The organism is Oxynema mangrovii CENA135, assembly GCF_016632315.1.
In the GTDB taxonomy this organism is placed as follows: Bacteria; Cyanobacteriota; Cyanobacteriia; order Cyanobacteriales; family Laspinemataceae; genus Oxynema; species Oxynema aestuarii.
This window is the reverse complement of the sequence record NZ_JAEOXH010000002.1, coordinates 420,066-440,089: the sequence shown is the minus strand read 5'-3', so window position 1 is coordinate 440,089 and position 20,024 is coordinate 420,066. Positions and strand designations below refer to the sequence as shown.

11 protein-coding genes are annotated in these 20,024 nt (G+C 51.2%); 3 read left to right on the top strand and 8 right to left on the bottom strand.

Annotated features, from left to right (window positions below; genetic code table 11):
* Nucleotides 1–7 precede the first annotated feature (7 nt).
* From JJD41_RS15720 to JJD41_RS15710, 3 genes are all read right to left on the bottom strand, one after another.
* Nucleotides 8–835, bottom strand: a complete 828-nt coding sequence (locus JJD41_RS15720) for a hypothetical protein (protein WP_200668111.1) — start codon at nucleotides 833–835, stop codon at nucleotides 8–10.
* A 122-nt stretch (nucleotides 836–957) separates the two neighbouring features.
* Entirely contained in the window at nucleotides 958–2,451 is a 1,494-nt protein-coding gene (locus tag JJD41_RS15715) for a M16 family metallopeptidase (protein ID WP_200668109.1), read from the bottom strand.
* Nucleotides 2,451–4,082 carry a M16 family metallopeptidase gene (locus tag JJD41_RS15710; RefSeq protein ID WP_200668107.1) on the bottom strand — a complete coding sequence of 544 codons (1,632 nt, stop codon included), beginning with the start codon at nucleotides 4,080–4,082 and terminating at the stop codon, nucleotides 2,451–2,453. The genes JJD41_RS15715 and JJD41_RS15710 overlap by 1 nt, the downstream gene beginning before the upstream one ends.
* 260 nt (nucleotides 4,083–4,342) lie before the next feature.
* Between JJD41_RS15710 and JJD41_RS15705 the strand changes: the two genes are divergently transcribed.
* Nucleotides 4,343–4,969: a TetR/AcrR family transcriptional regulator gene (locus JJD41_RS15705; RefSeq protein ID WP_168571516.1), complete on the top strand. Its 627-nt coding sequence runs from the start codon at nucleotides 4,343–4,345 to the stop codon at nucleotides 4,967–4,969.
* A gap of 44 nt (nucleotides 4,970–5,013) precedes the next feature.
* Here JJD41_RS15705 and JJD41_RS15700 read toward each other — a convergent pair whose 3' ends face one another.
* Nucleotides 5,014–5,478, bottom strand: coding sequence for a DUF4332 domain-containing protein (locus JJD41_RS15700; protein ID WP_200668105.1), 465 nt, complete (start codon nucleotides 5,476–5,478; stop codon nucleotides 5,014–5,016).
* 151 nt (nucleotides 5,479–5,629) lie between these two features.
* Between JJD41_RS15700 and JJD41_RS15695 the strand changes: the two genes are divergently transcribed.
* Nucleotides 5,630–7,018: an aminopeptidase P family protein gene (locus tag JJD41_RS15695; RefSeq protein WP_200668103.1), complete on the top strand. Its 1,389-nt coding sequence runs from the start codon at nucleotides 5,630–5,632 to the stop codon at nucleotides 7,016–7,018.
* Nucleotides 7,019–7,104: 86 nt separating this feature from the next.
* On the opposite strand, the gene JJD41_RS15690 is transcribed toward JJD41_RS15695, so the two are convergent.
* From JJD41_RS15690 to JJD41_RS15675, 4 genes are all read right to left on the bottom strand, one after another.
* Entirely contained in the window at nucleotides 7,105–7,326 is a 222-nt protein-coding gene (locus JJD41_RS15690) for a hypothetical protein (protein WP_200668102.1), read from the bottom strand.
* Between the two features lie 1,155 nt (nucleotides 7,327–8,481).
* Entirely contained in the window at nucleotides 8,482–8,955 is a 474-nt protein-coding gene (locus tag JJD41_RS15685; RefSeq protein ID WP_200668101.1) for a nucleoside deaminase, read from the bottom strand.
* Between the two features lie 96 nt (nucleotides 8,956–9,051).
* Complete coding sequence (locus tag JJD41_RS15680) at nucleotides 9,052–10,443, bottom strand: glycoside hydrolase 100 family protein (RefSeq protein WP_200668100.1); 1,392 nt, start codon at nucleotides 10,441–10,443, stop codon at nucleotides 9,052–9,054.
* Between the two features lie 253 nt (nucleotides 10,444–10,696).
* Entirely contained in the window at nucleotides 10,697–16,414 is a 5,718-nt protein-coding gene (locus JJD41_RS15675; protein WP_200668099.1) for an alpha-2-macroglobulin family protein, read from the bottom strand.
* Between the two features lie 1,139 nt (nucleotides 16,415–17,553).
* Between JJD41_RS15675 and JJD41_RS15665 the strand changes: the two genes are divergently transcribed.
* On the top strand, nucleotides 17,554–20,024 hold a 2,471-nt coding region (locus JJD41_RS15665; protein ID WP_200668097.1), incomplete at its 3' end, for an NACHT domain-containing protein.

Sequence of the window (20,024 nt, the reverse complement as noted above, 5' to 3'; positions counted from 1 at the left end):
AGCTGGATTATTCCCATTCAGCCGAGCGATCGCGCGATCGCCTTTTCCAGTTCAGACCTGCCCAAGATCCGAACAATAGCAAACCAAAACAGAATGAAGGTTCCGGGACGCTGACTTCGGCATAAGTGCGTTTCAATTCGACCAATCGCAAATCGGTCGGTTGCTCGAAACTCCGTTGCCAACTGCCGTTTAAGGCGGCGATCGCCTGTTCTCGATTTACTTCTAAAGAGGTGATATTTTCACTGCGATCGACGACCACGCCATCGGTGAGAGTGAAGGAGAGAAAATCATCGTCGGACGTACTCGATAAATAACCGGATAAGTCGAATCGGTCTAAAATGCGATCGGTGGCCAGATCGATTAAGAAAAAGGAAAAATCGCCCCCAGCTCTTGCCGCTTCTTGACGGGGAGAATCGACGTTTGTTTCTAAAGATAAAAACCCATTAAAATTAAAACTGAAGGGGCGATCGTCGAGAATAGAAAAATCGCCGATGATTTTAGCGGAACTTTCGCCAATACCGAAGTAGTGGCGACCGGATCCCGTGGCAAGATTGCGGGTGAAATTGGCGATATATTGCTCGCTTGACGGCTCGTTGATGAAAAGACCAGTGGCGTCGGACATGGCAGTCACTTCGCTGGCCCGATCGCCTTTCACGACAAAGCTATCGGTGTTGAGCAAAACTTCGCCGGAAATTGCTCGATGGCTGAAGTTATAAAATTCTAAGGAACTTTCAGAACGGGCCAAGGTAGCGGCACCAACTGGGGAAGCGGCGATCGCGAGGGTTCCGGCGATCGCGGGGGCGAGGGAGAAGATCCGAGGGGCTTGAGTGTTCATAGTGAATATCGAACTTTATCAAGACTTTTGTATACAACAAAAGATAGCCAAATCTCCATAAAAAAACCTGCCAAAATGGCAGATTTTTTGCGATCGAATCTTGAATGGGGTTTGAACCCGTTTTAACTATTCGGGGCTGGAATGGAAATATCAATCGCCGTGACCTCGGTTCCATTGCCGAGACTGCTTAACGGCGGCTCGATCGCGCGATCGTTGCCCACCACTAAAGTAACGAGTTGCTCCGGAGTGAGATATTTCTGGGCGACGCGCTGCACGTCGGCGATCGTGGTGGCTTCGACCCCGCGACGGTATTCAAAGATAAAATCCGAGGGATAGCCGTAATATTCGTAACGCATCAGCCGCGAGAGGGTTTGGGCGGGATTGGCGAAATTAAAGATAAACGAATTGAGAGTCGAATCCTTGGCGTAGGCGAGTTCTTCCGGGGTGACGGGTTCGGAACGGACGCGATCGATCTGGGTGCGGATGGCTTCGATAAACGGAACCGTCGCATCGGAACGAGTTTGACCCCCTGCGACAAAGTAGCCGGGATAGTCGTAACGGGCGCTCCAAAAACCGTATACGGAATAGGCGAGACCTTGACGCGATCGCACTTCGTTAAACAAGCGTCCGCCAAAGCCGTTGAGGACGCCGTTGAGGACGGACAGGGCCGGATAGTCGGGACTGTCGAATTGACCGCCGAGATGGCCGAGTTGGATGTAACTTTGGGTCAGTTGGGGGCGATCGATCGCGTAAACCCCCTCAGTTTGGGCTTGAGAGACCGGGGGTAGAGAGGAACGATCGCGCTTGACGCGGCTCTTTTGCGGGTTCCAGTCCCCGAAATATCGAGTGACGAGCGATCGCATCTCGTCGGTGTCGAAATCGCCGACAATACCGAGGATGACGCGATCGGGGTGGAAATATTGGCGATAAAACTCGATAACGTCGGCGCGATCGATATTGTCGAGGGTGCGATATTCGATCGTGCGGGCGTAAGGGCTGTCATTGCCGTAAATCAACTTTTGAAACTCCCGACTGGCGATATCGTCCGGGTTGTCGTTGCGACGGGCGATCGCCCCCGCCCTCTGGGTTTTGGCCAGTTCCAATTGTTGGGCGTCGAAAGCGGGATAGCGCAAGATTTCCGCAAATAAGGCGAACACTTCCTCTAAATCTTCGCTGAGGGTATCGAAACTCGCCCGTCCGGCGGTGGTTTCGATTTCCGTTTCCACCGACGCCGCCCGTTGTTCGAGCAATTGGTTGAGCTGTTCGGGGGTGTGAAACTCGGTGCCCCCGGTCCGCAGAACCTGACCGACCATCGACGCCAAACCGACCTTGCTTTCCGGTTCGAGGCGATCGCCCGTTTCGATTAAAGCGGTCCCGCGTACTAACGGCAAATCGCGATCGCCGACCAAATAGACCACCATCCCGTTATCGAGTTGGTAGCGATCGTAATCCGGTAATTCCAATTCCGGTAACGGCGGAAACTCCAATTCCGTGTAATGTTTGGCCTCTTTCGCCGTAGCGGGTCGCAAAACCAGCAAAACGATCGCCACCGGAACCACGAACAACAAAATCAGACTTTTTTTCCAGTCAAACGACGGGGGTATGAACTTCGACATTAAGATTCCTCCTCGGGTAGCAGACGGCCCACGGTGCGATTTTCGGGGCGGAAGGTTTCGCGGGCGACTCGTAAAACATCCTCGGACGTGACGGCGGCGAATGCCTCGATTTCTTGAAATAAATTGCGCCAGGATCCGGTTTTGACTTCGTACTCGACGAGCAAACTGGCCATGCCTGAATTAGAATCGAGCGATCGCAGTAACTGCGCCCGGGCTTGGGTTTTAACCCGTTCCAATTCCTGCTCGGAAACGGGTTCGACGGTGAGGCGTTCGATTTGTTCGTGCAAAGCTCGGGCGACTTCTTCCACCGTATGACCCGGCGCGGTCAAGGCATAAAAGAGCATCAAATTGGGATATTTATTCCCCGGGAAGCCGTTAAACCCTTGGGCGTTGAGGGCGAGTTGGCGATCTTCGACGAGGGATCGATACAGTCGCGAGGTGCGTCCGTCGCTGAGGATGCTGGTAATTAATTCGTACACGGCGCGATCGGGATGATTCATGGGCGGACGGTGATAGCCTTCGAGATACCACGGTTGCGAGGGCAATCTCAAGGTCACTTCTCGCGGTTCGGTCTGCACGGGTTCGACCGCTTCGACCTTCGGCGGCGCGGGTTTGGACGGGTAGCGACCGAAGTAGATTTGTGCCAGTTCGCGCACTTGGGCCGGATCGACATCGCCGACGATCGCCACGGTCAGGTTATTGGGGACGTAATAGCGCTCGAAAAATTGCCGCACGTCTTCCCGGGTCATGTTTTGCAAGTCCTGGGGATAGCCGATCACCGGACGGCGGTAGGGGTGGACTTGATAGGCGGTGTCTAAGAAGGCTTCGATGGTTTGACCGATGGGAGAGTTGTCGGTTCGCAGTCGTCGTTCTTCTAAAATGACCTGTTTTTCTTTATAAAATTCCCGAAATACGGGTTCGAGGAATCGTTCCGATTCGAGAGACATCCACAGTTCTAATTTGTTCGACGGGAAACTGTAGAAGTAGCGGGTGGCGTCGGCGGAGGTGCTGGCATTGAGTCCGACACCTCCAGATTTTTGGACGATTTGGCCGAATTCATTTTGAACGACGAGTTCGGCGGCTTCATTTTGAATTTTTGCGAATTTTTCTTGCAGTTTTGTGACGTTTTCCGTATTTCCCGTATCGGCGGCGGCTTTAATTTCGGCGTTGAGGCGATCGAGTTGGGCGAACAGTTGGCGCTCTTTTTGATAGTTTTTGGTGCCGATTCGCGGGGTTCCTTTAAAGGCCAAATGCTCTAAAAAATGGGCGACTCCGGTGTTTCCTTCCGGTTCGTTGGCTCCGCCGACATCGGCATAGGTTAGAAAGGAGACCACCGGGGCTTCGTGTTGTTCGAGAACGATGAATTTGAGGCCGTTGTCTAGGGTAAATTCACTGACGCGATCGATGGCACTTTGGAGGTAGGGTTGGATCGAACCGGGGGAATTGGACGGGTCGGGCATCGATCGCGCCAATGCCGGAGCTGCGGGCCATTGAACCCACAAGAAAAGACATGCCAGAATAGAGGTGAAAAGGCGAGGCCAAAATTGACATTTCTCCCCAAAATTTGGAGAGGTTTGGCGAGCGACGTCAGCCGCGCAAAGCCTAGAAAATGATTTGAGAATTTGAGTCATAACTGCTTTGAAGTGTTCGGGAACGTCCGGCGAGATCGAGTTTGATTTTGGCTGCCTTTGGGCTTCGGCGAAAGGTCGAAAGCCACTCTAACTTTTGCGGGGTTCCCTGAGTTGTTGTCCGTCGGCGATCGATTCTTGCTCGGGGAGCGTTGAGAGTAAGCTCGTGACAATCTGTGAAATTTTTGCAGATTTCCCGCAAAACCGTTAGAAAATAACCCTAACTCCTCCCAATTTACGCGCTTTAGCACGATTGATTTCTTATGAGAATTCTCAGTCAGTCACAACCTGCCGAAACCCAAACGCGCACGCGGATTTTAGAAGCCGCCGGACGCTTGTTTGCCAAACGAGGCTACAACGGGACGACCACTCGGGATCTCGCCCGAGAGGCTAAGGTCGCCGAAGGAACTCTATTTCGTCATTTTGCCAATAAAAAAGCAATTTTGGTAGAGTTGGCTACCCAAGGTTGGGTAGAAATTCTGACCGACTTGCTGACGGAATTGAGCGAAATGGGCAGTTACAAAGCGGTGGCCCAAGTGATGCGGCGGCGGATGTTAAATCTGCACAAAAATGCGGATATGATGCGGGTATGCTTTTTAGAAGCTCAGTTTCATCCGGAGTTGCGCGATCGCATCCAAGAGGAGGTGATCGAGAAAATGACGGATGTGGCGGAAGCGTTTTTTGAAACGGCGATGGAACGCGGTATTTACCGCCGCATGAATCCGAAATTAGTGGCGCAGATCTTTTTAGGAATGTTCGCGATCGCCGGGTTTAGCAAAACGACGATGCTCGGCGAAAATGCCAGCGAAAAAGACATGCAGGAAATGGCCGAAGGATTGGCCGATATTTTCCTCAATGGCGTTTTAGCCAAGCCGGAAGGGGTCGAGTGAGGGCGCCTTTTACGCCGACGGTCGATTCTTCCTTTGGAGACGCTTTAGCGTTCGCCCCGGGCTTTTTGCTGGGCGTTGACCAGCATTCGGGCTTCTTGGATCCAGCGTGCTACTTCGTCTACGGGAGGGCACAGATCCCGCCTTTGCATGGTCGCCACTTGTATCCGCAACACTTGTTGGTGAACCCGGGCGGCGGGGAGTGTAGCAAGCTGCGCGATCGAACTGACGCCAGCATGAAGTAACAAGCCGCAGTATCGAGACCCCACACTGGGCAAACACGCTAATTGCGCCATAATTCCCCATTTCTGAACGTCGCGAACCGCAATTTTCAGTTGGTTGGCGATCTGCTGTTGTTGTCGGTCGGTGCGGGTTTTGCGGATTAAGGTTTGGGTCGTCGCGATGCCGCAGTGGTGAAGGTTTTGTTGATTTTCGCGACTCAGTCCCGGCAGTTGCTCGATCGGCCAGTCGAGCAGTTTGAGCGATGGGGTCGAGTTGGACGGGGAAGCCATAGGATTTTAGATTTTAGATTTTAGATTTTAGATTTTAGATTGGAATTTGGGTTGGGTCGGCGCGATCGCCGCGTTGCGTTTTGCTTGTCGGTTCCTGATTTTTCTTCTTTGACTTTATAAACTTCAAGCCCTACCTGGATCGAGGCGTGCTATGCAAATTTTGCCATCTCTTTCTACTCTCGCCCCTACGTTGCGCCAACGACGGGAAAAATTGGCGCAACGGGTTGATTTTCCCGCGATCTTGTGGTCCGGTCAGCCGAGTCCGCGCAATTTTCCCAAGAATTTATATCCCTTTCGCGCCAGCAGCCATTTTATCTATTTTGCCGGGATTCAGTTGCCAGATGCGGCGATCGCCCTCGATCGCGGCCAACTGCACCTGTTTGCCGACGAGGCGCCCCCGTCGAATACCCTCTGGCACGGGGAAACTCCCAGCCGCAGCGAAATCGCCGCAGCCATCGGCGCCGACGCTCACTATCCGAAAACGGAATTGCGATCGCGCCTCGCCGAAGCGGCGACCCTTCCCGCATCGGACCGACTCACCCAACTCGAACAAGCCGATCTCCTCGGACGGTCCGTGCTTCCCGTCGCCGATTTACCGCCAGAACACCGCGATCGCCAACTCGCCGAGGCGATCGTCAGCTTGCGCCTGATTCACGACCTCAGCGCGATCGCCGATTTGCGCCAAGCTGCCGCCTGTACCGTAGAAGCGCACTACGCCGGAATGCACGCTACGGCCCACGCCACCACGGAAGCGAAAGTCAGGGCCGCCATGGAAGGGGCGATCTTGGCTCGGAACTTTACCTGCGCCTACAACAGTATCGTCACCGTTCGCGGCGAAATTCTCCACAACGAAAGTTACGCCAACCCCCTCAATACCGACGACCTCATCCTCGCCGATGTCGGCGCCGAAACCCCGACGGGATGGGCGGCGGACGTGACCCGCACCTGGCCCGTATCCGGGCGCTTTTCGGCCACCCAGCGCGACTTGTACGAACTCGTGCGCCTCGCTCACGATGCTTGCATCGCGAAAATCGCTCCCGGGGTCGAATATCGCGAGGTTCACCTGCTCGCTGCGGAAATTATTGCCGAAGGATTGGTCAATTTGGGGATTTTGCGGGGCAAACCGGAAGATTTGGTGGCAATGGATGCCCACGCTTTATTTTTCCCCCACGGGGTCGGCCATTTGCTCGGTTTGGACGTTCACGATCTGGAAGATTTAGGCGATTTGGCAGGTTACGCCACCGGACGAGTCCGCAGCGATCGCTTCGGATTGGGCTACTTACGTCTCGACCGTCCCCTGCAACCGGGAATGTTGGTGACTGTCGAACCGGGGTTCTATCAGGTTCCGGCGATCTTGAACGATCCCGAACGGCGATCGCGCTATAGCGAAGTGGTCAACTGGGATCGGCTCTCCCGGTTTCAAGACGTGCGCGGAATTCGGATCGAAGATGACGTTTTAATTACTGAAAATGGTTCGGAAATCTTGACCGATGCCCTTCCTGTAGAAGCGGCGGCGATCGAGCAAATTGTCCGTCAGTGATATTCCCCCAGCATTACAAAGCCGTTCGTAAAACTCCGCGAGGCGGGAATTTTCCCGCCCCCCCCTTTTTGTCTCAATCGACGGCGTTAACGTTCTTCTCCACTACCGCGATGGTGATCGCATTTTTGATTGTTTTTCGTATCGCATTCGGTATCGGACAAGATCGTCGAATCGATTGAAATTCCGGTCACGACCGGAGTGTTCTCCCCCTGCCAAATGAGATTGACCCCGCTCAACGTCGTTGCCATGTAAACGGCAACACACAACGATACGGGCGTCAATGTCAATTTGGCGTTTGTTAGCATCATCATCATTCCATCCCTAAGAGTAATAATGTTAGTAGTCTAAGAAAAGAATGGCTTTGGATCTACAGCCTGAATTTGTCTGGATTTGTTTAGCACTATCAACGTTTTGCGTCCAATAGTCAACTCTTTTTTCCAGCCAGACTCAACATCGCAAAAACCAGATCGGACAAGAATCAAGATTCATGAAGTTTTGTTGAAGTTTATTTTTTTCTACAAACTTACTCGATGGCGAACCCCAATGATGTGATTGGAATCACCCCCCAACCGTAAGCGAGATTCTGCGGGTGGGGCGCCCAGGCTTGGCAATTTTGAAAAGCGATCGCCCGAGAGATTGAACTATTAACATTGTACCTTCTAAGGGTTATGCGATCGGCAGCTTGACTGGAGTGATGTTAGATGAAAAGTTGTGCGATTTTCACAAAAGTTCGATCGCCGCTTTCGCGATCGCTACCGATTGAATCGGGGTATAAATAGACGCTTAAGTGCCGAGATCCCAGCTTTCCTCGAAGATCCAGCCGATCGCGCAGGGGTTAACCGAGTTGACGGTACCTTGAAGCCCGATCGGTTTTAAAAAATATCAAAAATCGATTACACGGTTTATTTTTAGCATTTTACATCCTCGCCTTACCCTTTTCAGTCTCAAAATAAATTATGAAAATCAGTTAATAAACTTATAAGTTTGGCGTTAATTTTTATTGGTTCTTGGGAATTTTAATAATATTTTAATTTTGGGATTTATTCGCAAAAACATTTTTTTAATACGACCCTTTAAAAATTTAAAATGACTAGAGCGGAGCGGTTCGATCTCCCTGGATAGGTTTAACTAAATCACCATTGATGGGCGATCGCATCCGTCATTTAGCTTAAAAAAGATCGGCGATCCTCCGTAAGTAACGCAATCGTAAACCCTTTGCAGTCAAGACTTTCGACTGCTTCAAGGGGGAAGTTATTCGGGGGAGTGACCCACATCGGTACCTCGGGACGACGCCAGCAACGAACAGCTTTTGCGGATTAAAAACCGTCAAATGACCCCAAAAATACGGAAACATTTATAAATTTTTCATGTAGACTCCGTGAAACCACGGATATAACAAGACGACTGCGGGCGATCGAGGCCCTGCGATCGCCACGGGTAAAACTCGATAATCTCGAAAAAGTTCAATAAGAAGAACTGATGTTGAATGTCTGCCAGGTTTTAAAAACTTCTAGAGATTCCGCACGCATAAAGTCGCCGTGAAGGGCGATCGCGCTACCGCCAAGCTGTTTCATTTGTTCGCAAGAAATACTCAACTCACTAAATCCCAAAGCCTTAGCGTCGGCGATGCGCGTCCCGAATACAATTTTGTCCAATTTCGCCCAGTGACAGGCGCTGAAACACATCGGACACGGTTCGCAAGTCGAGTAAATCGTGCAACCGGATAAGTCTACGGTATCGAGGACGCGACAGGCGTCGCGAATGGCGTGGATTTCCGCATGTGCGGTGATATCGGTACTGTCCCAAACGATATTGTGTACGCACGAAACGATCTCGCTTTCCCCTCGGACGATACAAGCACCAAAAGGGGTTTGACCCTTGTGGATCCCTTCGAGGGCTTTGGCGATCGCCTGTTGCATGAAATATGTATCGTTCATCGGTCGGATTCCATCGGATAACGGATTGATTTGGGGGGATTGTCTCACAGTTGGGGGCGATCGCCTCACCTTGGCAAGGAGACCGACTCAACGCGCTCAGATCCCGCAACCCACCGCTTCCGTGTCTTCGTCAAAACTGATGAGATCCAGATATTGAGGGTTTTCTAATAAAGCATTGGCGAGTAAAAAACCCGCGATCGACCAAGTTTGATACTTGCGCGCCGCTTTTCCTACCAAACGTCCATTTTTTCCGTCATAATACTCGGGCCAGCCGTCCTCGGCGAGATTGTGCGCCGCAATGGCGATCGCCTTCTCTCCCAATTCCGTTCTCCCCGTTTTCTGTAGCGCCGCCACAAGGGGCCACAACAGGACGGGCCAACTCCCGCCATTATGATAAGACCAGGGACGATTTTTCGGGTCGCATCCCGTAATAATTTCCCACTCCAAGCCTTCCACCGCCGGGAAACAAATTTTCATCGGCATTCTACCGACTAAATCGTCCCATCGTCGTTCGATCGAATCGACGATCGCCTGACTTTGCGCCTCCGTCGCTAAAGAAGAGGTAATCGAGAGTAAATTACCGAGGCTAAAAAAGCGAAAATCCATCCGTCCCGGACCGAGATTACCCGCGAGATAGCCGCCTTTATCCGGCATCCATTCCGTCAGCCAATAGGGAATCGATTCGGGATAAATATTAAATTTATTCACCGCCACTTCCCCGAACTCTTCTCCCTTATAGCGGTGAATTTGATTGAGTCGTTTGAGATCGAGCCAATAATATTCGCGAATGTGGAAAATTAACGGCCCCAAACGCTTATTAATCCCATCAATATAGTCCTTGCCGATCTCGTTGGCAATCAGTAATTCTCGTGCAGCCCGCAAGGCGGTATAAAATAGGGCTTGAATTTCTAAAGGATGCCCGTAAACCCCCATGCGGCGGTCAATGGTAAACGATCCGTCGGGAACTAAGAGGGTCGGGTACATCTCGAACCGAGAGACCAAACACATTTCTAAAATGAGTTGAATTCCCTCTTGAAATTCTGCCCGCCGCGCCAGTTCTTCGTCTCCCGTGGCTTTGGTATAGGCGCGCAGTAAAATAATCCACCAAAAAGATGAATCAATTGGGGGAACGCGACCGATCGCGCGATCGCCGAAATCGGCGGTTAAATACTGTCCTCCACTTTTCGATTCAATTTTAAAACTCGCAGGCATCAACCCCGGCCCCGGTTCGTAACAATCCATGCGTTTGTCATGGCGCTGTAATGCGAGAGTTTGAATGAGAAAATTACGAACGATCTCCGGTTTACCTTCGATCAGAAACACTAAAGCCGAGGAGATGAAATCGCGAATAAAACATTGGTCGTAGTTGAGGGCGTCGGCGCCGACATCCCGCGCCGCGACCGTGCCGACGGCTTGTTTTCGATAGTAAACAATCGATTTATCGAGCAGTTTTCGACCTTGTTTGAGGAGGGTTTCCAGGGATGTCATATCAACCGCAATCCAATAAGTTTTTGAGTTCCAAGACAACGGGGATCGTTAAAACGATCCGATCGGGGAAAGATTGGTGCTGAATTAAGCCTTCTCTCGATCGGCGGCAACGCGATCGCCCTTGCTACAACTCTTCTTTTCAAACTAACACTTTCCCGACAAATCGAGGCGGGTTTGGAGTTCCAGAAACGGGCGATCGCCGTCCCGGTGACTCCAAAACCCGCCTCTCAATCGCGCTGCGATCGCCGCAGGACTACTTCACTTCCAAAGTTGCAGACGCCGATCGCCCGAACTCTTCGGGGGCATATTGTAAGTGAACTTCGGCCCCGGGCCATTCGTACTGACCGGGGGTGACCGATCGCACCAGGTAGTGCAACGTGTACGACCCCGGTTCCAAGCGGTCGGCGTAGGCGACGATCCGATCTTTGTAGATCTGCTGATAGCCGATTTCCCAGCTATCCGCTTGCGCTGCCATCGCTTGGGTGGAGGTTTGGAAACTCGTATCGATCGCCTCGAATCCGGCGGGGAGGGGGTCGGTAATGACCACGCGATCCACCGGGCGATCGCAGATCGTCTCCACGGCGATATCGAACACCTGTCCGACCTCCACACTCAGAGGCTTGTCCGGTTTTGCCAGACCGAGGGTGGCGATCGCCTCGTCCTCGCCGACGGGCTTGATTTGGCGTTCGACGCGCAACCCGTTAAACCGTCCCGGCTGGTTTCCGGGCAATCGGTAGCTGTAGTCCACCACATAGTGCAACGTCCCGCTACCGGATTTCGCCAACACCAACTCGGACGACCCTTTCGGGAGGCGATCGATCGCCACGTTCAGAAAGCGGCGGGGATTCTCGTAACCCCGGAACTGCATCGAATCGAGGGTTTCGCCACCTAAAACCACCGTCGCCGTGAAATTCGGCGGGGTCGGCTGAGTTTCGCCGTATGCCACCAGTGCGTTTAACGCTTCGGCGTTGGCGTAGGTACTGCCCCAAGTGCCATCCCGGCGCAAGTTGAGTAAGCCTTGCAGCAGGCGATCGATCGTCTCCGGTCGGGTATTGGCGGCGAGACCCAGGCGTAAGGTGTGCGCCTGTAGGGCCGTCGCATCACTCAGCCAACTCCAACCGCGCGGCAAATTGACCGCCGCCGATCGCGCCGTTTCCGAAACCGTCTCGAACAGTTCGTCCGCCAACGATCGCCCTTCCGGTTGCCATTCGGGGAACTGTAGCAAGTAGCGCGCCAACTCACTTTGTCCGGCGCGATCGAGATCCGCCCGTCCTTCGTAAATTTCCGCGAGAAAATCGTTGCGGGTTTCGCCCAATTCCGACAGTGCGATCAGCGTTCCCAGGCGGATTCGACCCTTGCAACTCGGCGTATCGCACCAGTCGTACTGACCGGGATCCGCCAGCAGTTGTTTTAAATACCCCTGCAATTGAGACACCATCGCCCCATCGACGGCAAATCCGGCTTGTTTTGCTTTCGCCAAACTTTCCGCCGCATAAGCACTCATAAACGGGTCGGACCGTTGGTAACCGGGCCAACTGGCAAAACCGCCGTCGGGAGTTTGCAGTTTTTGCAACTGGATTAACGCTTGAGTGGCTTGTTGGCTGGGGTTGAATTCGGCAAAAGCTTGAGCGTATCGTTCTCCCAACTGTTGCAAGTTGGCGGCGATCGCCAATTGGGAAGCGGTCGGTTCTAAAAAGGGTAAAGTCTGTTCGTCGAACACCCGCCGCGCCGGGGCCGTAATTTCGGGAATCAACGTGCTGGCGAGGTCGAGTTGCAAACCGCCGATATCCGTCATGACTTGCTCGTCAATATTGAGGGGAATCGTGGCACGATCGCCCGTGGTTCCCGTATCGACGACGTTTTCCGTAACGGGCAGTTGTAGCACGGGCAGTGGCACCTCGAAGGCATCCGCTTCCCGGTTATTCAGTTGGGCTGCAAAGCGGATGTTTCCTTCCCCGAGTTCGGTTGCGGCGATCGCGAACCGATAGGCATGGGTTCCCGCGTCTAATTTCTCCCGTCGCGAGGTCGTCTGCGTCGCCTTTTCTTCGGCAAATTGCAGGTTTTGGCTGACGGCAGCTTCAATGTCCAACCTGCCGCGATCGCTCGTGGTATTGGTCACCGCCAGACCGCCTTGGAAGCGATCGCCGGGTCGCGCGAACTGCGGTAACAGGGGATTCGCCATCACGGGTTTAGTCGTGATAAAGGTGCTGTCCGCCTTGCCGAAGCGCAGGTCTTCCGTCGTCGCCACCGCCATTACCCGCCAGGTGGTCAGGTCGTCGGGAAGGGGAAAATCGACTCGGGCTCGTCCCTGACGATCGCTGACGATCGATCCGTTGTAATAGGCGAGGGGACTAAATTCGGTGCGAACCCGGGTCTCGCCAATTCCGGCAGAAAAACCGCCGCCGTAGCCCCATCCTTTGTCCAACGGCGACGCCAAAGCTTGCAAGATTACCTCAAAACGGCTGTCATCCCACCGCGTGGCGATCGGCTGTTCGGCGTAAACGGTCTCGACCAAATCCGGCGGACGGTAACCCGTCAGTTGCAACACCGCCTCGTTGACCACCATCACCGTGAATTGTCCCCGGACGGGTTTTCCTTCGCGGTCGGTCACTTGCAGTTGCACCCCTTCCGTCGCCCCGGGTTCGAGTTGCGATCGCACCGGATCGACCGTGACTTGCAGGTATTTGTCCTCCAAACTGGTCGTAAACGGGGCAAATCCCACTTTTACCAGGTCTTCGACGCTGCCGGGTTCGACGCGATCGATCGGCGTTCCCTGGCGAACGAGTACCGCCTGCACCGCAGCATTCGGTAGCATCTCTTCGGTCACTTTAAACCGGACTTCCGGCGCGCCGCCACTCACTTTTACCGTGGTTTGATATAACGGGCGATCGCGTACCACGGCGAAATACAATTCCGCTTCCGGATAGGGAGATTGAATCAACGCCGTCGCCGTTTCTCCCGGTCGGTAACTCTCTTTGTCTAACTTGACTTCGAGGAAGTTCTCGCTGTCACTGCGATCGCCCCAGACCACCGCATTGGATCCGGTCACCCACAGTTGCAGGTCCGTCACCGCGCGATCGTCGTTCTCCGAAGTGGCACGAATCCGGTAAGACCCGGCCTCTGCGGCTTTCAGCGAGACGCTGACGGGTTGCCGACTCGATTTGACCGTTTGGCTGTCCTGGGTTTGATATTCGACCTGATAGCGTTGCTGGCGACTCCCTTCGACCACCCGGGTCACCCGGCTGTAGTCCATTTTTTGCAGTTCCAATCGCACGTTGTTTCCGGCGATCGCGTTCCCGTCCGCATCGGTAACCACCACGTCCACCGGAAAACTTTCCCCCGCTTCGGCGACGAAATTCGTTTTTAAACCGATGAGGCGATCGCTGGGTAAAGCGGTAATCGTCTGAGAATTGGCCACCGAAAGATTAGAAACGTCGCTGACTTCTGCATCGACTCGGTAAGTCGTAGTATAGGGTAAATCTTTATCGATCGTAAAGCCGAAACTATCCCACCCCGTCCCATCTAAATTATCAGTTTCTTGCAGGACATCCGGACTAATTTCCGGTTCTTCTTCCGGCCAAAACCACTGTTGGCCGAATTGATAGTTTTCCCAACCTTTCGGGCTAAAATCGGCGCGCGATCGCGTCACGTAGTAAGTGACTCGACCTTCGGAAACAGGGGCGCCAAACAAATAATCGCTTTGCGTTTTCGCTTCAACTCCTTCGTTAGCGACGACCACCTGTTTATCCACACTCAACTCAACTTTAAAGTTGGGCGGTTTAAATTCAGCCACTCGGAAATCACCGAAAATCTGCGCTTCATTCTGAGCTTTTGCTTCTACCGTATAGTAACCGAGAGATTGAGTTTCCTCTAAAGGAATTTCGAGGGAAAACGTACCGAAATCGTTAGTCGTTTGTTGTCCCAGATCGATTTCGTTGCCGTCGGGGTCTCTCAAAATCAGGGAATAAGCATCATTTTTATCGAGAACCAATTCCCCTTTATCCAGATAAGAAGCAACCCCCGTTAACTCCACCGTTTCGCCGGGTTTGTACAGTTGGCGATCGGAAAAAATCGTCCCTCGCGAAAGCGGTCGATCTTCGTACCAACCGCCAAAAAATCCATAACCGTAATTGCCACTATAGGCATAGGTACGAACAAATGCCCAATCGTTATTTTCTCGGGCAATAACTAACAATTCTGGGGCTTCCGTCGTACTTTGCCGACATCGACGCATTTGCGCCGCATTCAGTTGTAATAACCCCGTCGCATCGGTTCTTCCCGTCGCGCAAGTTTGCGGCATTGTTGTTGCATTACTATTCAGTCGCGACTGGTAAATTTCAACCGGAATGCCACTCGCTGCGGAACCGTCATCTAAATGATTGACTTTGACAATTCCCGACTCGGGGAACCATTGAGCGAATACGCCTAAATTGGTTAACTCGACCAGTCCATAATAGGTTGCTTCTCGCCAGCGTTGTCGTCCATTTTCTTGATAAGAATTGGTCTTAGCTTGGACGCCATACGCCAGCAGTCCCGTTTCTGCATTCAGTTGTTCGCGAACGGGAACGGTAATCTCAACGGTTTGATTTGTTTGACCGGAAATGGGAAAGATCTGCCAGGTATTCGGCGAGGGTAACAAATCGTTGCCTTCCCCTCGCGGATAGGCGGAATCGGCATAAACTAAATCCGTCGGTCGTATCCTTCGATAGACTGCTTTATATTCGGAGTCCGGTAAATTAATGGCGCTAAAGTTAAGATTGAGATCGGTTCCGGCGGGAAAGATATTGAGCTCGGAAGGCGCCCAAAAATCGGCGGCTAAATCTCCCGTTTCGTAAGTTAAGCTAACGGGTTCACCTAATTTTTGTCCGAAGCGGTCTTCGAGATCGGCCCCTAGAGTAATTTGATAGCGAGTATTCGGTTCAAAAGCATAAGGGTTGAGGTTAACTAAAGTTTCTTCGTCGTAAGCTTGGATGGCTTGCGGTTCCTCTTTAGGGGAAGGGGCGATCGTGATATTGTTGAGAGCAGAATCTGCATTTAACCCGTTATTAAATTGTAATTGTGCCGCCCCTCGAACGAAGCGACCGTAAGCCCCTCCCGCATCCGGTTGTCCGAAAAATTGTAATTCGTTAAAGGCTAGGGGGGCATAGGTTTGAACTTCGCTAGAGAAGGTTTTTTCGCTGGCTAGATTGCCCCGTTTCGGTTGAATTCCGGCGGCAAATTCGATCCGATACGTTGTTGCTTTCTCTAGTTGTTGTTTGGGGGTGAATTCGTAATGCCACGATCGCCCTTCACTATTGAATTCATCGATCGCGAGATCGCTGTCTATTTCTCGTTGGCGAACCCTAGCGGCGATCGCGCGATCGCTGTTTTTAGGAATAAATCGCAAATGTTGTTCGAGACTGCTTAAATCGAGTTCGACATTCGAGGTAAACTCTAAATTGGGTTCGAGGGCGATCGCCCGAATTTCATCCTCTGAATAAGGAACAGTTGAAGTTGGTAAATTACTCAGTTGTATCGGTTCCGTCGTAAAAGTCCAGGCGAGATCTTGCCCCAGTCGATTTTGATTGACATCTTCTAACCCCGCTTTAACTTTTACTTGAATGCGAGTTGCACTCGGTAAAGCTTCCGCCGCTTGAAATCCCACCATTCGAGGCGTTAAAAAGCGAAATTCACCGGGTAACTGGGGTGTAATTTCAAAATAAGTTAATTTGTCTTCTCGATTCGGCGAATCCAAACTTGCGATCGGAATCACCGGATTTTGAAAGCGAATGCGAATTTGTGCTAAATTTTCCGCTTCTCCTGTCGGACTGATTTCTTCAATCCAAGCGGGGGGTTTAGGCGTTTCTAAGGGCGCTACCGAGGGCAGTTGTTCGACTTGCGCCCCCGGATTAAACACTCCACACGCCGCAATCCCAATTGCGGCGAGAAAACCCAGGAGAAACCATTTCCAAGTTTTCCGAATAATATGCATGGTTTTAAATCGTCGGCTAATTCACGGACGGACGACCCGTAACTGTTTCAATGCAAGCATTTGAGCGTACCGATCCTCCCAATTTGGCGATCCCCCCAGTCCAGCACGCACGGGTACATCTGCAATTTAAACAAATATTTTTCAACTCCTCCGGATTTTGTAGAATTTCTTAATCCTATACAGGAGATAGTAGAGGCGGATAGTAGGGGCGGATAGTAGGGGCGATCGCCTTTCCAACAACAATGGTTTTTTCCTAAAATAGTTATTAAATAGCCATCCTAAGTAGTTAGATATTTAAACAGCATCAATCAAGCCAGTAATCCCCCTAAAAACACCATAAAATCAGATTGTCGGTAGGGGACTCCTCCGACTCACCGCGTTACTCCTTTGCATTTTAAAAAAGCAACTTCTTAGGGAGTCAATCTACTCTTTTACAGCACTCTGGCGTCTGATGAGGCACAGTGCCGATCCCCCCTAACCCCCCTTCGCACCCCTTTCAAAGGGGGGTTGGGGGGATAGAGGGGAGAACGGGCAAAGTAGGGGTTTGGTTACCAAACCCCTACCTGGCGAAGGGGATTTAGGGGGTTCTAAATGTCTTGCATAGCAGAGAAAAGTGCTATAAACATTCATTTCCTTGAGAAAAACTTAACCGCCGATCTTGGACTTAACTCCCTCCACAATTGGCTTGACATTCTATCCCTTTATTCTTCCAACCAACCAAGGATGACTATCAATTCGATATGACTATTTCCGAGTCATCCGCAAACGAGTTGACAGACAATAAACACCAGTTAACAACAGCCAGATCGACACCGAATAAAAACAACTCGGAAAGACAGAATTAACAGGACGAACAGTTGCTGCATCCACCTTGACCTCAATCAAGCGATTAACATGCAGTTCAACAAAATTGCTATAGGCATTCTCCAACGCTTCCCGTTGTTTGAACTTATCTTGTACCTCGTCCATGACTAACCTCATTGGTGTCTTTGAGGTCAGTGTTTTTTTGGGCTGTTACCCAATCAAACTTATTCCTAAAATCCTGAAACCCTTGCTACAATGGCTTTACCTGGTTTGGGCAACCCCCCCGTTTGGGCAAGTTTGCCCAAGCCAGCAGAATTTTTAGCTATAGTGCTGTCATGGTGAAAAAATCGGGTCAATCCTCCGACGGAAAGCGCAAGTATGGAAAAAGTGCCGATGACTTGCAAGACCGTCTCGATTTCGTAGCGGCATTGTTAGCACTGGCGGATGAGGAGATAACGATTTCCCCGGACAAAACACTCAAGGCTCAATTTAAGCTGGAGTGGGTGAAGGAAGATGAGTTGAGGGTTTCTGGAACTATTGAGCAAAAACAGGGCAATGGACAGACAAAACAGATAGAAAAAGGGATTACCAAGAAAGATTTAGGGGTTTTGTTAGAAACCTATCGCCACACGACAATCTTGGAATCAGCGAGAGATGAACTAATCCAAAATGCTTTGGCTTGCCTCCGAGATTTGGAAATTCTTAAAGAGCATAAATCACCCAAAAACCAAGGATTTTGGAAGTTTTCCCTCTGTCTCAAGCATCAAACAGCTACGAGAGAAGAAAATTTACAGATTATTCGAGACGCATGGAAAGAAGCGTTTGGGAAACTTCCCGAACCTAATCATCCTCCCCAACCCTCGGAAGTTCTAAATCGTTGCATCTTAGGACTGAAGGGCAACTACCAAGACGCGCAACAGAAACTCAGGGAAATCACCGAAACTCTGCAAAACCTCCTCAATGACAAAACCCTCTCCATTGTCAAAGTTGAAGAAGGTAGTATTATCCTGATTGTGGAGAGTTCCCAAACCGGGTACGAGCAACTTAAACGCCTGATTGGTCAAGAAGTTGCCGGGTTTCCGGTGGAATATGCGATCGATGAATGGCAAGATATCTGCCGTCGGATGTTGATAGACCGCAAACCCTTAACCAGCAATACGGTTTTAGGTCAGGTTTATGGGAATCGCAACTTAATCGATGATGATTTATTTGTCGATTTAGCCCTGGTGAAACCGAAACGGAGTGAGAACCCAAAACACCCCCAAGAGATTGACCCGGACAAGGGTTCAGATTTGTTCACCCGTCAGGAAGAAACAGTTGAGAAACGGTTTGCTTATCAGGAGTTTCTCGACGAAATCATCGGCAACCGCACCGAGAAAAATATTGCCATTATTGGGGAACCGGGGGCAGGGAAAACCACCTTACTCCAGAAATTAGCCTTTTGGTTATTGCAACAAACCGATGATTTAGTAATTTGGGTATCCTTGGCAGAATTGGGCAATCAACCCCTGGGAGAGTATTTAAAGCAAAAATGGCTCACAGAGGCATTGAGGCAGTCCAGAGCGGAAATTAAAGCGGACTGGGGGAATAAATTTGAGGGGGGTGCAGTCTGGTTACTGTTGGATGGTTTGGATGAGATGAGCCAGAGCGACCAACAGGCGTTAAAATTCCGAGGTTGGGTGATGAATGCCCCGATAATTGTCACCTGTCGCTTGAATTTGTGGCAAGCGAACCCCAGCCAGTTACAGGGGTTTCAAACCTATCTCACCCAACCGTTTCAGGATGAACAAGTGCAGGAGTTTATCCGGAGGTGGTTTCCGGTGGAAGCGGATGCGGAGTCGTTGTGGTCACAGTTGCAGGCGGCGGGGAAGGAACGGATTAAGGATTTATGCCGCAATCCCCTGCGGTTAACCTTGTTATGTGCGACTTGGAAAGTGGAGGATGCGCTACCGGAAACAATGGCGGAATTGTATGCGGAGTTTGTCGAGGCGATCTATAAGTGGAAGAAAAAAGCATTTACTGTGACAAAAGAGGAAAAGAAACAGTTAAATGCAGCTTTGGGAGCCTTGGCGAAGGCATCCCTAGAGGCAGAAACTAGCCGATTTCGCTTAACTCATCGGTTGGTGTGTGAGTATTTTGGAGAACTCGATGAGGATTCCTTGGTATTACGGTTGGGTTGGTTGAATGAGGTAGGAGTGGCGGAGGAAAGTCTCCGAGAAAAGGTCTATACGTTTTATCATGCGACGTTTCAGGAGTATTTTGCAGCGTTGGCGGTGGAGGATTGGGATTATTTTCTGCCTCGGAATCATGTAGATAGTCCGGTGGAGGGGAATCGGTATCGGATTTTTGAACCGCAGTGGAAGCAGGTGATTTTGTTATGGTTGGGGCGTGATATTGCTCAGGATAATAAACAAGCTTTTATTCGGGTGTTGGTTGAGTTGGAGGATGGTGTCGGAGATTTTTATCAATATCAAGCCTATTTTCTAGCGGCTGCGGCAATTAATGAATTTAAGGCTTGTTCCCTGGCAGATGAGATTGTGCGACAGGTGGTGAGATGGGGATTTGGTGAGTTCGATATTCAGAAGCAAAAATGGACAACTTTTTTAGACATGATCGCAAAAGGAGCGAGAACTGTTCTAGGTGAAACAATTAGGCAAAAGGCGATCGCCGCCTTAGTGGAAATCTTACGGGATGCTCGTGCTGATAATTCCACCCGTAGGGTAGCAGCCAAAAGTTTAGGGAAAATCGCCCCAGGGAACCCCCAGGCGATCGCCGCCTTAGTGGAAATCTTACGGGATGCTGGTGC